12 protein-coding genes and 1 pseudogene are annotated in these 15627 nt (G+C 34.8%); 6 read left to right on the top strand and 7 right to left on the bottom strand.

Annotation, left to right across the window (positions count from 1 at the left end; genetic code table 11):
- Window positions 1–101: 101 nt before the first annotated feature.
- The gene (locus tag HUW50_RS18855) at window positions 102–1265 is read left to right on the top strand and encodes an acyl-CoA dehydrogenase family protein (protein ID WP_066330612.1); all 1164 of its coding nucleotides are present in this window, start codon (window positions 102–104) and stop codon (window positions 1263–1265) included.
- Between the two features lie 136 nt (window positions 1266–1401).
- Here HUW50_RS18855 and HUW50_RS18860 read toward each other — a convergent pair whose 3' ends face one another.
- The 3 genes from HUW50_RS18860 to mreBH form a co-directional block, all read right to left on the bottom strand.
- On the bottom strand, window positions 1402–1671 hold the full coding sequence (locus HUW50_RS18860) for a hypothetical protein (RefSeq protein ID WP_066330610.1): 270 nt from the start codon (window positions 1669–1671) through the stop codon (window positions 1402–1404).
- Between the two features lie 21 nt (window positions 1672–1692).
- Window positions 1693–1830, bottom strand: coding sequence for a protein YkpC (locus HUW50_RS18865; RefSeq protein ID WP_185653115.1), 138 nt, complete (start codon window positions 1828–1830; stop codon window positions 1693–1695).
- Between the two features lie 422 nt (window positions 1831–2252).
- Window positions 2253–3260 carry a rod-share determining protein MreBH gene (gene mreBH, locus HUW50_RS18870; protein ID WP_066330609.1) on the bottom strand — a complete coding sequence of 336 codons (1008 nt, stop codon included), beginning with the start codon at window positions 3258–3260 and terminating at the stop codon, window positions 2253–2255.
- Window positions 3261–3823: 563 nt separating this feature from the next.
- Here mreBH and HUW50_RS18875 point away from each other — a divergent pair.
- Together HUW50_RS18875 and recQ are read left to right on the top strand one after the other, a co-directional pair.
- On the top strand, window positions 3824–6166 hold the full coding sequence (locus tag HUW50_RS18875; RefSeq protein ID WP_185654079.1) for an immune inhibitor A domain-containing protein: 2343 nt from the start codon (window positions 3824–3826) through the stop codon (window positions 6164–6166).
- A 215-nt stretch (window positions 6167–6381) separates the two neighbouring features.
- Complete coding sequence (recQ, locus tag HUW50_RS18880) at window positions 6382–8520, top strand: DNA helicase RecQ (protein WP_066330607.1); 2139 nt, start codon at window positions 6382–6384, stop codon at window positions 8518–8520.
- A gap of 126 nt (window positions 8521–8646) precedes the next feature.
- Here the strand turns inward: recQ and HUW50_RS18885 are convergent.
- Window positions 8647–9726 (bottom strand): annotated as a pseudogene (locus HUW50_RS18885) (AbrB family transcriptional regulator).
- Window positions 9727–10017: 291 nt separating this feature from the next.
- Between HUW50_RS18885 and HUW50_RS18890 the strand changes: the two are divergent.
- Entirely contained in the window at window positions 10018–10680 is a 663-nt protein-coding gene (locus HUW50_RS18890) for a potassium channel family protein (RefSeq protein WP_066330605.1), read from the top strand.
- 148 nt (window positions 10681–10828) lie between these two features.
- Here the strand turns inward: HUW50_RS18890 and rnjA are convergent, their stop codons facing one another.
- Complete coding sequence (rnjA, locus tag HUW50_RS18895) at window positions 10829–12496, bottom strand: ribonuclease J1 (RefSeq protein WP_066330603.1); 1668 nt, start codon at window positions 12494–12496, stop codon at window positions 10829–10831.
- 5 nt (window positions 12497–12501) lie between these two features.
- Entirely contained in the window at window positions 12502–12711 is a 210-nt protein-coding gene (locus HUW50_RS18900) for a DNA-dependent RNA polymerase subunit epsilon (RefSeq protein ID WP_066330601.1), read from the bottom strand.
- Between the two features lie 559 nt (window positions 12712–13270).
- On the opposite strand from HUW50_RS18900, the gene HUW50_RS18905 reads away from it, so the two are divergent.
- Both HUW50_RS18905 and HUW50_RS18910 read left to right on the top strand, forming a co-directional pair.
- On the top strand, window positions 13271–14188 hold the full coding sequence (locus HUW50_RS18905; RefSeq protein ID WP_083964574.1) for a DMT family transporter: 918 nt from the start codon (window positions 13271–13273) through the stop codon (window positions 14186–14188).
- Between the two features lie 12 nt (window positions 14189–14200).
- Entirely contained in the window at window positions 14201–14977 is a 777-nt protein-coding gene (locus HUW50_RS18910; RefSeq protein ID WP_066330596.1) for a Cof-type HAD-IIB family hydrolase, read from the top strand.
- Window positions 14978–15014: 37 nt separating this feature from the next.
- On the opposite strand, the gene def is transcribed toward HUW50_RS18910, so the two are convergent.
- A complete protein-coding gene (gene def, locus HUW50_RS18915) occupies window positions 15015–15569 on the bottom strand; it encodes a peptide deformylase (protein WP_066330594.1) in 555 nt (184 codons plus the stop codon).
- Window positions 15570–15627: the final 58 nt, after the last annotated feature.

Raw genomic sequence — 15627 nt, forward strand, 5'->3', positions numbered from 1 at the left:
CAAAACAATCTAGAGAAAGAAAAGATAAAGCCTTTTCATAAGCCAAATAACTTTATGTGTTGCTAGAAAATAATTACAATAGAGAGTAATGGGGTGATCACGTGAATTATTTAGACGAACAATTTATTAAAACAACAACTCAAAAGGAATTGCTAGTAAAAACAGAAGTGCTAGCAAAAGAATTTTCGTTAACGGCTGAACAATATGATCAAGAAGGTGCTTTTCCATTTAAACACTTTGATCAATTAAAGAAAGAGGGTTATTTAAAGTTAACGATTCCGAAACAATATGGGGGAGACGGTGCATCATTATATGAATTTTTACTAGTACAAGAAAAAATCGCTCAAGGTGATGCAGCTACAGCTTTGTCACTAGGATGGCATCTAAGTATAATTATGCAATTAAATGAAACTCAAACCTGGGATACCAAAACATTTGAAAAAATTTGTAAGGAAATTATTACTGATCAAAAGTTAATCAATAGTGCTGCGACAGAACCAAATTCTGGGAGTCCAGCAAGAGGTGGGAAGCCAGAAACAATAGCTAAAAAAAATGAGAATAAATGGTTGATAAACGGGAAAAAGATATTTACTTCTTTAGCACCTGCACTTGATTATTTCATCGTACCGGCAACAATTGAAGAAACAGGAGAAATCGGTGATTTTCTTATTCCGCGATCACAGATAGGTTTATCAATTGAGGAAACATGGGATACTTTAGGAATGCGTGGTACAAGAAGTGATGATTTGATATTGCACAATGTTGAAGTACCACTTGAGGCATTAGTAGAAAGAAAGCAGAAAAAGGTAAGACCTGCTGCACAAGGATGGCTTCTTCATATTCCGGCCTGTTATATCGGTATTGCGATTTCCGCTAGAAATGAGGCTGTAGAGTTCGCTAAAACTTATCAACCGACAAGTCTGCCTCATCCAATAAAGGATGTTCCTGAGGTCCGTAGAAAGGTTGCTGAAATAGATCTAAAGCTTACGACAGCAAGAACGTTTATGTATTCAGTTGCTGAAAAGTGGGATATAGCACCAGATGAACGAGCACAGTTAGCTTATGATTTAGCGGTAGCGAAGTCAATTGTGACCAATACAGCTGTAGAAGTAGTTGATCTTGCAATGAGAATTGTTGGAGGACAAAGTCTATTTAGGTCAAATGCACTTCAAAGACATTATCGTGATGTGCGCGCTGGACTACACAACCCACCTTCAGATGATATTACATTGAAAATTTTAGCAGACCGAGCATTTCGAGACTGAAAATTCTTTTTTGTAATGTATTGTTATATTTGCTTGAAGTACATACATTTTTATAATAAACAAATGGCATACAAGAATCTCACACAAGTTTAGATTCTTGTATGCTTACCTATGTAATCCAAAATTTAATGTCACACTATACACCTGATGCTATAGACATCAAATACATCACACCGCTTCCAAACATCAAGATACCAATCACATAAATATTGATGATGGCTCCGATTATTCCTTTCTTTGAAAACATAACGATAAATGAATAGGTAAACCCAAGCAAAAGAATACCTATAAAAACTGGAATTGTATATGGACCAAGCCCACCACTTATTAACAATAAAACTGCAACTGTAGGGAAACTAAACGGGATAAAATTCAATAATGTAGGTTGTTTATTACTCTGATCCAATGTTATTACCTTCCTTTCTAGTTACTCTCCTTGGACTTGGACAATTTCATCATTGCTTGCTGGGCTCGCTGGCATATTCGCAAGGGATACACTCATACCTCCCATAATGATGACAGCTAAAGTTAAACTAATGATAATACGTCTACTAAGATCTTTCACAAATTAACCTCCCAATGTATTCATATAAAAGACGAAATGGCTGCTGAAAAAGTTTCATTGCCATATTAATCTTCAAAAAAAAATTTTAAATAGCACCATAAAATCCATCACTCCATAACTAGTAAGCCAAACATAATTTATTCATAAAAATTGGAAAAGATGCTGTTTTTTATGTAAATTTTATGTAAAGTTGATTTTTTGATAAAAAAGACTACTTGAATTTGATATCTTTTATGTGGATTTGTTTTGTTTAAAGAAATTTTTTCCAGTAAGATGGGAGTTTTAAATAATAATAAAAAAGCTCATGGAGAAGAATAATTCTACATGAGCTTTTTAGATTTCTAGTTAGTTGGTGTTTTTATTAGTGAATTTTTTAGCTGGTAGCTTAAAAAAAATTTTTTATAAAAATGTGAGACTGTACTCTACTTTGCAGTTTTTAGGAGCTTACTAATAACAGTTAACGATCTACCTGTACCGATTGCAACTGATTCCAATGGATTTGGAGCAATGTGAACAGGAACAACGATTTCTTCACTAAGCCAATCCTGTATACCTTTCATTAAAGCTCCACCACCTGTTAAGATGACTCCTCGATCTACAATATCTCCACTAAGCTCAGGGGGGCAATCTTCCAGTGTGGCGCGTATTGCCTCTAAAATGTGTAATAAAGATTCTTTAATTGCATCTTGCATTTCAAAAGAGGAAACGTTAATAGTTTTTGGTAGTCCAGTCACTAAATCTCTGCCACGTATGTCCATTGTTTCCTTCTCATGTTTTACTAGCGCATAGCCAATTTCCATTTTCATTTGTTCTGCAGTTCGTTCACCAATTAAAAGGTTGTAATTTTTACGGATATATTGAATGATATCTTCGTCTAATTGATCACCGGCAATACGAATAGAATGAACAGAAACAACACCACCAAATGAAATAATCGCAACTTCAGTTGTTCCACCACCAATATCAACAACTACATTCGCTATCGGTTCATCTACAGGTAGATCTGCACCAATCGCAGCGGCCACAGGTTCTTCAATTAAATGGACCTGTTTTGCTCCGGAGCTCTTAATCGCATCTACAATTGCTCTTCTTTCGACAGATGTAGCTCCTGATGGTGTACAAACGACAACTGTAGGTTTTCGCATTGACATGCCAAGCTTACGTGAAGCAATTTTCATAATATGTCGTAACATATCTGTCGTAATATCATAATCAGCAATGACTCCATCTTTAAGTGGTCTTACCGCGACAATTTTTCCAGGTGTTTTTCCAATCATACTTTTTGCTTCAGATCCAACCGCCAACACTTTTTTTGTTGTTGTATCAATTGCAACAACGGATGGTTCATTAAGAATAATCCCCTTATTTTTACTATAAACCAATATATTTGCAGTGCCCAAATCTATTCCTAGTTCATTATTAGCTAACATTATTAATCAAACCTCTTTTCTACTAACTTTCTTATAGAGTTTGTAGAAGTTTGTTGTTTTTTGGGGGCTGACATCATTTTGATAAGAGACCGTCATCATATTGTCATATTGACGTCATAAAACATACAGGATTTCACAGCAGATCACATATGGATATTGTATATTTATTTTTTCTGGAAAAGCTTTCTTAGTTTATTAAAAGCTTTAAAGAAAAAATGATTTAAAGTATTTAAGTGAATGAATACTTAAAATTAAAAAAGTGGATTATTAGTTGTGGATTTGACAAGAGAGAAGAGTAAATACGACAAAAATATCAATGTGTTTTATTTTGTAAGCACTTACATATACCTATTTAATGTTTAAAAAATAGGACAAACGAATGTAATTTAATTTTAAAAAATGGAATTTTCGGACTATTTATTATATTCATATAAAATTTATAATAGATTTGTAGTTGCTAATATTTTTACTAGAAAAGTAATTTGTGAAAAGGGGGACTATTTTTGCGGAAATTAAAAAGGGCTATTGAACGAAAAAACAGACGATGGAACAAAGTGTTTAAAATGACTGCAAGTTCAGTTGTGGCTGGAGGATTACTTTTCGGTACATATTTTCCGTTATCTTCAAGTGTACAAGCTGCTTCAGAACTTCCGGAATCAGCTCCAATTGATTGGAACATTGTACCTGAAGACCGACTTGGAGAAGCACTGAAGGAGCAAGGAGTTATTTCAAAAAAAGCAACAGCTTCACAAGTGAAAAAGGCAGTAAAAGATTATATTGAGAAAAAGCAGGGTGTTAAGGAGAAAGTCGATTCACATGATCACTCAACTGAAAAACTGATTGATAAAAAATCGAAGGACTTCTTACAGAAACAAAAGGAAAAATTAACAAAACAATTAAATAAAGGTCACAAAAATTATAAAAAGGGAAAACCTAATGGCTATGTAAAAGTAGATTCTGCTAAACAAGCAAAATATAATGGTAGTGTTCGCACTGATAAAGTACTAGTGTTACTAACAGAATTTAAAGATTTTAAACATAACAATGTTGTACAAGAAGACGGATATATGTATGCAAGTGATTTTAATCGTGAGCATTATCAAAAATTAATGTTTGGTGATAGAGAATTTACGCTTTTTAATGGTGAAAAGGTTAAAACATTTAAACAATTTTATGAGGAGCAATCAGGAGGGAGCTACACGGTAGATGGAACTGTTTCAGATTGGTTAACTGTCCCAGGTAATGCTCGAGAATATGGTGACGATAATCCTGCAGGTGGGCACGACAACTTAGATCCACAAGGCCCGCGTGATCTTGTAAAGGATGCTTTAAATTCAGCTGTTGAATCTGGAATCGATTTAGCTGAGTATGATCAATTTGATTTATATGATCTTGATGGTGATGGAAATCAAAATGAACCAGACGGATTAGTTGATCATTTAATGATTATCCATGCAGGTACAGGTCAGGAGGCTGGTGGTGGTAAATTAGGTAATGATGCCGTATGGTCACACCGCTGGACCTTGGATGGCGTTTATCCTGTAGAAGGGTCAACTGCTAAGGTAGACTATTGGGGTGGCAGAATGGGTGCATTTGATTATACGATTCAACCTGAAGACGGTGCTGTAGGGGTATTTGCCCATGAATTTGGACATGATTTAGGATTGCCTGATGAATATGATACACAATACTCTGGTCATGGTGAGCCTGTTGCTTCCTGGTCAATCATGAGCGGAGGTAGCTGGAATGGAAATATTGCAGGGACAGCTCCGACAAGCTTTTCACCACAAAATAAGGAGTTTTTCCAAACAACGATGGGTGGAAATTGGGCAAATATTGTAGAAGTTGATTATGATGATATCGATAAAAAAGGATTTGCCTCAGTTATCGATCAAAGTGTTACAAAATCGAAAAATCCTGGTATTGTAAAAGTGAATTTGCCAGAGAAGGATGTTCAAGGAGTATTACCTGAATTTGGCAACAAGTATTATTACAGTACAAAAGGTGATGATCTACACACAACATTAGAAACACCTGAATTTGACTTAACTAATGTAAATTCTGCTACATTTAATGCAAAAGCTTTCTATGAAGTTGAGTTTGATTATGATTATGTTTATGTCAATGCTGTATCAGAAGGTGCAGAACCGATTCAACTAGACGTAATAGGTGAGGAAAATACAAAAGATGGCTATGAGTCAACTTTAGGTAAGTGGGCTAATCTCACATATGATTTAAGTCAATTTGCTGGTAAAAAGGTAAAAATAGTCTTTGAATATGTAACAGACGGCGGTTTAGCTCCAGCAGGTTTTGCAATTGATGAGCTTTCAGTAACGGCTGATGAAACTGTAATCTTCACAGATAATGCAGAGGGAGAGGCTAAAGTAACATTAGATGGTTTCATCACGTCAAATGGTTACTCTAAAGCTAAAAACTACTATTACCTTGAGTGGAGAAACTACTCTGGTTCAGACAAAGCCTTAGCCTATTCACGTGGAGCTGTTTATAATACTGGATTAGTAGTTTGGTATGGTGATGAAAGCTATACAGATAACTGGGTGGGTATACATCCAGGAGCAGGTTTCTTAGGAGTTGTTGACTCACATCCAGAGGCTGTTTTCGGTACATTAAATGGACAAGCTACCGTATCTCAGAGTACACGTTACCAAGTGGCTGACGCTGCATTTTCATTAGACAAAACACCTGAATTTCTTGTTGATTCACCAACCCGTGGATTATATGAATTTTTAAGTTTAACTGGAACACGTAAATTTGATGATTCTAACTCCTATATCGACTCAGATCTTCCGGACGCTGGTCGAATTGTTCCACAATATGGATTGCAATTTGAAGTAATTGGTGAATCTCGAGATAATACCGCAGGAGCCGTTTGGATTCATAAGTAAGATCAGTAAAACTAACTCATTTGATTCTCTTTTAGAGGATATCAATGAGTTAGTTTTTTTTGACCGATCAATATGTATTTAAATTCAATTTATCCATTTTTGGTAAAATTCAAATTTGATCAATAGAGAAATGTTTCAATCTAAACATGTTATACTAGAATTAGAAAATGAAAATTGTAAGTTTACAAGAACCATCAAAAAGCTAGGGTGATTACATGTTACAGCAAGCTGAAAAACAATTAAATGATTATTTTGGGTACTCTTCTTTTAGAAAGGGTCAAGAAGAAATTATAGAAAGTGTTTTAAAAGGAAATGATACATTAGCAATCATGCCGACTGGTGGAGGGAAATCGATCTGCTATCAAATTCCAGCTTTACTTATGGATGGCATTACGATCGTTATTTCACCGTTAATCTCATTAATGAAGGATCAAGTTGATGCACTTACTAGTGTTGGTATTCCATCAACTTATATTAATAGTAGTTTATCTGTTAGTGAATTGAATGAACGAATTTCAGAAGTGAAGGACGGAGTATATAAAATTCTCTATATTGCTCCAGAGCGGATTGAAACCCAATCGTTTCGTACATTACTTTTATCGATGAATGTCTCAATAATCGCAGTTGATGAAGCTCACTGTATCTCACAATGGGGTCATGATTTCCGTCCAAGCTATCGAAGTATTAAAAAGATGATAAGTGATTTTGTTGAAAAGCCAGTCGTCATAGCATTGACAGCTACTGCAACAAAGGAAGTTACGACTGATATTTGTCAGTTATTGAATATATCTTCTTCAAATACGTATGTAACTGGTTTTGCACGCGATAATTTAACATTTAATGTGATTAAAGGTGAAAATAAGCGGGATTATATTACGAAGTATATTAAAGCGAATCGAGATCATGCGGGTATTATCTATGCTGCTACGAGAAAAGAAGTTGATGACTTATCACAATTTTTAAAAAAGAGTGGCGTAAAAGTAGGCAAATATCATGCAGGATTAGCTGAACAAGAACGAGCTGATCAACAAGATCAATTTTTATTTGATCAGCTGAATGTGATGGTCGCGACAAATGCCTTTGGAATGGGAATCAATAAGTCAAATGTTAGATACGTGATCCATCATAATTTACCGAAAAACATAGAGGCTTATTACCAGGAGGCTGGTCGTGCAGGTCGGGATGGTGAAAAGAGCGAGTGTACCATTTTGTTCGCTGGCCAGGATATTCAGTTGCAAAAGTTTTTAATCGAGCAGACAACATTGAGTGATGAAAAAAAGGTACACGAATACCAAAAGCTACAACAAATGGTGGATCTTTGTCATACCGAAAAATGTATTCAAACGTACATTGTTGAGTATTTCGGTGAATCTACTCCATCCTCTGATTGTGGTAAATGTATGAATTGCAGGGACACTAGGTCTAAAATAGATGTGACGAATGAGGCATTAATGGTCTTTTCTTGTGTGAAACGGATGGACGAGCGATTCGGTAAGACGTTGGTTGCACAAGTATTGAAGGGCTCAAAAAATAAACGAATTTCCCAATTTGGTTTTGGCAAGCTATCAACTTATGGATTGATGAAAAGTAAAACAGAAAAACAAATTGTGGATTTTATCGATTTTCTTATTGCAGAAGGATATCTAGCCTTAACGAATTCACAATTCCCTGTTTTAGTGTTAAGTAATAAAGCAAGAACCGTAATAGTAGAAAAACAACAGGTATTTAAAAAAGAGCAAGTGACAATCGAATCTATTGAAGCAAATGATGAATTATTTGAAATGTTGAAGCAGGTAAGACGAGAATTAGCATCAAATCTTGGGGTTCCACCTTATATTATTTTTTCAGATAGTAGTTTGAAAGACATGAGCAGCAAGTGTCCGACAACAGAAGAAGATTTTTTAGAAGTAAAGGGAGTTGCGAAAACGAAACTAGAACGTTATGGAGACGACTTTATAGCAGCAATTTGTAAGTACATGAAGATTGAGAGAAAAACTCCAATAAAACATGAAAATATCATTGACACCCAAACTGTTGAAAGTGATACTTCAGCAAGTCATTTCACTAGTTATCAATTATATCGTGACGGTCAAACGATTAAAGAGATATGTAAGGAAAGAGGACTGTCTGAAATTACCGTTCAAAATCATCTAATTAGAGCTGTTAGCGAAGGTAATCCAATAGATTGGTCACAGATCGTTACAAATGAGCAGGAGACAATCATCGTAGAAAAAGTATTTGAGCTTGGTACGGAGATGCTAAAACCACTAAAAGAAGCACTTCCAGATGATATTGACTATTTTCAAATTAAGGCAATGGTTTGTAAGCTGAAATTGGAAACTTCTTATAAATAGATTTATAAATAGAAAAGCTAGGGGCTATAGTTAAACATAATTGCTAAACCCTTAGCTATTTTATATAACATGTAACATTAAAGTTATCATGTTCAATAGAAATGTGAAATTTTTTCAGAGAAGATTCTATGCTGAATGATTTTTCTCCCCGATTTGTCTTTCGTTAGAGACCTTTTTTAACCCATATTTTAAGATGCTAGGAACAAAACTAATAATAAATAATAATCGAATAAATTGTAAAGAGCTAACCACAGCAGGGTCTGCACCAATAGTTGAAGCTGTTAACACCATCTCGACAAGACCACCTGGTGCTAAGGATAACATTGCTGTTGCTATATCTAAATCAGTTAATAACGTGAACAGATACCCTAAACCAAAACTTGCTCCTATTAAAATTATTGTTGTCACAAAATATAAGCCACAATACTTCCCACCTTGTTTCAAATCATTAAATGTAATCATCAAACCAAAGCCAATCCCTATTGTCAGTTGTGCAAAGACCATAAAAACATCATGGAATATAGGTAGTGAAACACCAATAATGTTCAAAATCGCAGTTGTAAGGAGTGGCCCGATAACAAAAGCGGCAGGTAGCTTAGTTCTAAATAACCAGCCTACAAAACCAGCTAAAAAGAATCATCCAAACGAAAAAATGCTTGCTTGATTTGTATTAGCATGAGTTAAATGAATGCCTGACTGAGGCTCAAACATATGAAGGATCGCAAAGGGAACGAAAAATACGACGGTTAGTAGTCTTACAGTTTGAAAGATGGTTACAAGTGATGAGTTCGCATTTAGTGATTCACTCGCCGCTACCATTTCTGTTAGTCCTCCTGGTATTGAAGCAAAGATACTTGTATTTTTATCAATATTCACAAATCTACTAATCAATAAACCATTTAATACGCTAATGATTATAAGTAAGACAGTTGTTAATAAGAAAGGTAATACATATGGTCCCACTGAAATAAAGGTTTGTTTTGTAAAAGATAGTCCAAACGAAATTCCTAAAATGATAAATGATCCATTTTTTAATAAGATTGGTTGAAGTAGACTAGTCTGACTAACGAATATTGATCTCCAAACAATAAGAAATGTCATTGGACCAAGAATCCAAGCAAGAGGAATATGACAAATACTAAATATAAGGCCACCACAAATACCTAATAGGTATGGAAACAGGATATTGTAAAGTTTTTGAAACATAGGATTCCCCCAGTAATGATCTGTCTTGTTATTTTACCATACTCCTTATCAATATCTTATTGATGTGTCTATATTAAAGTATGCAAAATATGTAGTCTGTAAAAAATTAGTTTTATTTTATTGTTTGTATATAGCAGGGCATCTGTATAAAGTAAAGAAATTATGGTACGATTTTGTTAGCTTGGATTCTGCATGAAATGATTCAAATAATAATAAAATAGTCAAACAAGAAAAGCAGTTGTCTTGTAATATAAAAGGCATTATGTTTTCTAGTTAGCGGAGGTAATACATATGAAAAAGGAATTTGCAGTTATTGGACTTGGTCGTTTTGGTGGCAGTATTTGTAGAGCTCTTAGTGAAGAGGGTTTAGAAGTTATGGCTATTGATATGGACGAAGATAAAGTAAATGAGTTTGCGAATGTTGCTTCACATGCTGTGGTAGGAGACACCACAGATGAAACTGTATTAAAAAGTCTTGGTATCCGCAATTTTGATCATGTAATTGTTGCAATTGGTGATAATATACAAGCAAGTATATTAACGACATTAATTCTTAAGGAATTAGGTGTTAAGGATATCACAGTAAAAGCTACGAATGATTACCATGAAAAAGTTTTATCTAAAATAGGTGCAGATCGGATTGTTCATCCTGAACGAGATATGGGGAAACGTATTGCTCACAAAATAATTTCAAACAATGTATTAGATTATTTAGAGCTTTCAGATGAGCATAGTATCGTTGAGATTGTTGCAAATGAGCGACTTCATGGAAATTCAATCATTGACCTAGATATTCGAGCAAAATATGGAATTAATATTGTCGCTATGAAAAGAAACAAAGATATTATCGTATCTCCGCAAGCAAATGAGATCATTAAGAAAAATGACATCCTGATTGTTATAGGCGCAGATACAGATATAAATCGTTTTGAAAAACGGTTATTAGGAGATTAAATGGCAGTCATTTGACTGTCTTTTTTCATAAAAATCCAACTGCCAAATTTATGAAAATACACAATGCGAAGAAGGACTATGCTAAATAAAACAGAGTGAGAAAGACATTTTCAGTCATTCTCACTCTGTTCATGTAATATTTGTGAAATTATACTTCCATAATAATCGGTAGGATCATTGGACGGCGTTTTGTTTTTTCATATAAGAAAGGTGCTAATGTGTCTGTAATTTCATTTTTAATCTCAGACCATTGGCTAGTACGTCGTTCCATGATTTTATTTAAATGCTTAGTAATAAGCGATTGAGCATCGTTAATAAGATCTCCAGATTCACGCATATATACGAAACCACGAGAGATGATATCAGGACCTGCAGCAATTTTAAAGTCTTTCATATTAATGCTAACAACTACAATTACAAGTCCTTCTTCAGATAGTATCCTACGGTCACGTAATACGATGTTACCAATGTCACCGATTCCACTACCATCAATATAAACAGAGCCAGATGGGATTTTACCAGCGACACCAACCTCATTGTCTCCAATAGCTAATACTTCACCGTTATCCATAATAAAACAGTTTTCAGCTTCTACACCACAATCTACTGCGGTTTTAGCGTGCGTTTTTTGCATGCGATATTCACCGTGGATCGGCATGAAATATTTAGGTTTCATTAAACGGAGCATAAGCTTTTGCTCTTCTTGGCTACCGTGTCCAGAGGTGTGGATATCGCTCAAAGGACCATGGATAACTTCTGCACCAGCACGGTAAAGCTGATTAATTGTTTTACTCACGCTAAGTGTATTACCTGGTATTGGTGATGAAGAGAAAACAACATTGTCTCCTGGGATAATTTGGATTTGTCTATGTGTGCCGTTAGCAATACGAGAAAGGGCAGCCATTGGCTCACCTTGACTTCCTGTACATAAAATCGCTACTCTGTGAGCAGGCATGCGATTAATTTCATGTGCATCAACAAACGTATCTTTTGGACAGTTGATATATCCTAAATCTTGTCCAATCTGAATAGCAGCTTCCATACTTCTTCCAAATACAGCAATTTTACGACCATGAGTAACAGCTGACTCTACTACCTGTTGAAGGCGGTGAATATTGGAAGCAAATGTAGCGAAAATAATTCGACCATCAACTTTTCGGAAAATTTCATTGATGCTTTCACCGACTCGTCTTTCTGACATAGTAAAATTAGGGACTTCACTATTTGTGCTATCAGATAATAGACAAAGTACACCGTCACGACCAATTTCTGCCATTTTCGTTAAGTTTGCAGGTTCACCGACCGGTGTAAAATCAAATTTAAAGTCACCAGTATGTACAATGTTTCCTGGTGGTGTTTTCACCACAATTCCATAAGCATCAGGGATACTATGTGTTGTTCTAAAGAATGTAACGGATGTCTTTCTGAACTTAATAATGTCTTCTTCTTGGATTTCAATTAATTTTGTCTGACGTAGCAATCCGTGCTCTTCAAGTTTGTTTCTCAATAAACCTAATGCAAGCTTCCCGCCATAAATAGGAATGTTTACTTGACGAAGTAAGTATGGAATACCGCCAATATGGTCTTCATGTCCGTGCGTAATAAATAATCCTTTGATTTTATCTTCGTTTTTTTGTAAATATGTGTAATCTGGGATGACATAATCAATTCCTAGTAACTCGTCCTCAGGGAATTTAATTCCAGCGTCAATAAGGACGATCTCATCCTGGAATTGCACACCGTACGTGTTTTTACCAATTTCGCCGAGTCCGCCTAAGGCAAAAACGGCTACTTGGTCATTCTTAACAAATTTCATAACGATCAAATCTCCAATACTTTATAGTTTTCACTTTGTTTTTCATATTCTAAAAATGCTCCATCTAATAGTGAAACAAATTCGATATTATAAGGACGGTCTTTTAGTTTAGAGCGTACTTCCCCTTCAGTTGTTGCTTCAATATATAGAGTGTTTGTTCTTTCACGAACTGGCACCTCTGTAATTTTTTCTTGATAGTACACTTTGAAAATCATTTACCAAATCTCTCCTTAGCTTCCGTATGTTAGACTAACTTTTTCTATTATATGCGATATTTACGAACAAGCCAAGCCTAGAGGGGAATGTGTCGAATCTTCTTTTTATTTTTAACAACTATTATTTCGAATTTTTTCCCAAAGACTTACCGAATATCTTGGATTGAACTTAAGCAAAATCTTATTATATGTGTTTGGATAACATGTATTTCTAACTGCCAATTAGTGTAATTCGAGCACTAAGCAATGGTTTTCCGTTTCAAAAGCTCTTTCCATTGTTTTCTAATTGAATTTTTTAATCTTTTTAGCATCTTAATATTAACCTCCTTTATCTATTTTTTTAAAACGCAAAGTGATTTGCTATAAAAACTGAATCGGAGGGAAACCGTCCATTATAAACTTTCATTGGTAGTATGTGCAATAAGATTGGATCATTTACATGGGGATTCGTGGAAAAATGAGTGCGGAATTATTGACAATAAATTGAAAATGAATTAGCTTGAAATTTGCACTTACTAGTTCAAATATTACGTATAACAACATCAGGAGGAAAGGATCAGTGAAAAAATTATACGGTGCTCTATTTACTTTGAGTATGATTTGGGGAACATCTTTTTTATTTATTAAACTATTAGTTAATGAATTAGGACCATGGGGAGTTGTGTTTTGGCGCTGTTTTTTTGGGACAGTTACGTTACTACTTATCTTATTTTTTTTCAAAAAACAAGATGTTTCCCATTTGCGATTAATAAATCTGCCTTGGATCCCTTTGGTTTTTGTAGCACTTTTTAATAATGTTTTGCCTTTTGGGTTAATTGCTATGAGTGAAATGAACATTTCGAGTAGTCTCGCATCTGTAATTAACGCAACTACGCCGATATGGACAATTGTAATTGGTTCAATTTTTTTTATGGTACCTATTAGAGGGAAACAGTGGATTGGAGTTTTCGTAGGATTTATCGGTATCCTCCTATTATTAAATTTAGACTTTGTGAGCCTTATGAATGAAAATTTTGTTGGGGCGGGCACGATGCTAGCAGCAACATTTTGTTACGGATTAGGTGCTCAGCTTGCGAGAAAATATTTAATACATCTACCAGTCATTATTGTTTCTACTACAACTTTATTTATGTCGATGATTATTAGTTTTCCATTTATGTTAGTATCCAACCATACCAAAGGATATTCAGGTTTTTCAATCGAAATATTTTTATCACTAATTGGACTCGGTGTATTTGGATCTGGATTAGCTTACCTTTTTTATTATTTTATGGTGAAAGAAGGAAGCGCTGAGTTCGCTTCACTTGTAACATATATCGTACCAATCACTGCTATGATTTGGGGATTTCTGTTGCTAGACGAACATATCTCCGCTAATATGGTAATTGGTTTACTATTTGTTTTTGCTGGGGTTTATTTAAGCTCAGCAAAAGCCAATAAAAAACGTGCTATTAATTCATCTATAGTACAAGAATAAGGAGCCTTAATTATGAACGAAAAAGTTATTTTTTTTGATATTGATGGGACAATCCTAGACCATAACAAAGAAATTCCATTATCAACTAGAGACACTATAAAAAATCTTAAAAATCATGGGCATCATGTAGCTATAGCAACTGGGCGTGCACCATTTATGTTTGAGGATTTGCGAAGGGAATTAGATATACATTCTTTCGTTAGCTTTAATGGTCAATATGTAGTGTTTGAGGACGAGGTCATTTATGAGAATCCTTTGAAAAAAGAGACGTTAGAGCATCTTTTACAATTTGCGGATAAGGAAAATCATCCACTTGTGTTTATGAGTGAAGAAAATATGATGTCTACAACAGGCGACCATCCTTTAATTGAACAAAGTATGGGAAGTTTAAAAGTTGCATCACCGAAACAAAAACGTGATTATTATCTTGATCGTAATATTTATCAAACTTTATTGTTTTGTGAAATCGGTGAGGAAGAGCGTTATAGTAATCAATATTCAGAATTAAAGCTAATTCGCTGGCATGATGTTTCAGCGGATATATTACCTGCCAATGGTTCAAAAGCTGAAGGTATTAAGCAGCTCGCTAAAAGATTAAATATACAAAGAGAGAATATATATGCATTTGGCGATGGTTTAAATGATTTAGAAATGATCGAATATGTTGGAACTGGAGTAGTTATGGGAAACGCAGTACCTTCTTTAAAGGAAGTTGCTGACTTTATTACAAAGCCAGTTGATGAGGATGGTATCCGTTATGGTGTTGAAAAATTGGGATTATTAAAATAAGAAGGGGACATACCCTTCTTATTTTTTCACTTTTTTATTAGCGTTCAATCGCAATTGCATTTTCAGGTTCTTGGAATGGGTTAGATTCATTAATGTGATCGTAAAACATGATACCATTTAAATGATCAATCTCATGTTGGAATACGACCGCTAAAAGTCCTCGTAAACGAATATCAATTTGCTCACCATCAAGGTTTGTTGCTTTTACACGAATACGAGCATAGCGGGGAACGATCCCTGGTACAGATCGATCAACAGATAAACAGCCTTCACCACTCGTTAAATAACTTTTTTCCACAGAGTGACTCATAATTTTTGGATTAAAAAGAGCATAGCTATGCTGTACACCTTTTTCGTCAACCACGTGAATTGCAATCATGCGTTTTGCAACATTTATTTGTGGTGCTGCAAGACCTATCCCTGGACGAAGTCCATATTTTTCCGAAACTTCAGGATCTTGGCTGTTTTTAACATAGTCGATCATCAAAGATAACGTTTCTTTATCCTGTTCCGATGCTGGGAGCGTAACTTCCTCTGCAACTTTTCTTAATGTAGGATGACCTTCTCTTATAATATTCTCCATTGTAATCATGATGAAACACTCCTTTTATATAGAAAGACCACTTCATTTATATGTATTATAAATAGCA

Source organism: Metabacillus sp. KUDC1714 (genome assembly GCF_014217835.1).
GTDB classification, from domain to species: Bacteria; Bacillota; Bacilli; order Bacillales; family Bacillaceae; genus Metabacillus; species Metabacillus rhizosphaerae.

Coding starts and splice junctions, on each gene's coding strand:
- HUW50_RS18875 (WP_185654079.1), top strand. CDS start 3,824: ATGACTGCAAGTTCAGTTGTGGCTGGAGGATTACTTTTCGGTACATAT.
- mreBH (WP_066330609.1), bottom strand. CDS start 3,260: ATGTTAGCTAATAATGAACTAGGAATAGATTTGGGCACTGCAAATATA.
- def (WP_066330594.1), bottom strand. CDS start 15,569: ATGATTACAATGGAGAATATTATAAGAGAAGGTCATCCTACATTAAGA.
- HUW50_RS18910 (WP_066330596.1), top strand. CDS start 14,201: ATGAACGAAAAAGTTATTTTTTTTGATATTGATGGGACAATCCTAGAC.
- HUW50_RS18890 (WP_066330605.1), top strand. CDS start 10,018: ATGAAAAAGGAATTTGCAGTTATTGGACTTGGTCGTTTTGGTGGCAGT.
- rnjA (WP_066330603.1), bottom strand. CDS start 12,496: ATGAAATTTGTTAAGAATGACCAAGTAGCCGTTTTTGCCTTAGGCGGA.
- recQ (WP_066330607.1), top strand. CDS start 6,382: ATGTTACAGCAAGCTGAAAAACAATTAAATGATTATTTTGGGTACTCT.
- HUW50_RS18900 (WP_066330601.1), bottom strand. CDS start 12,711: ATGATTTTCAAAGTGTACTATCAAGAAAAAATTACAGAGGTGCCAGTT.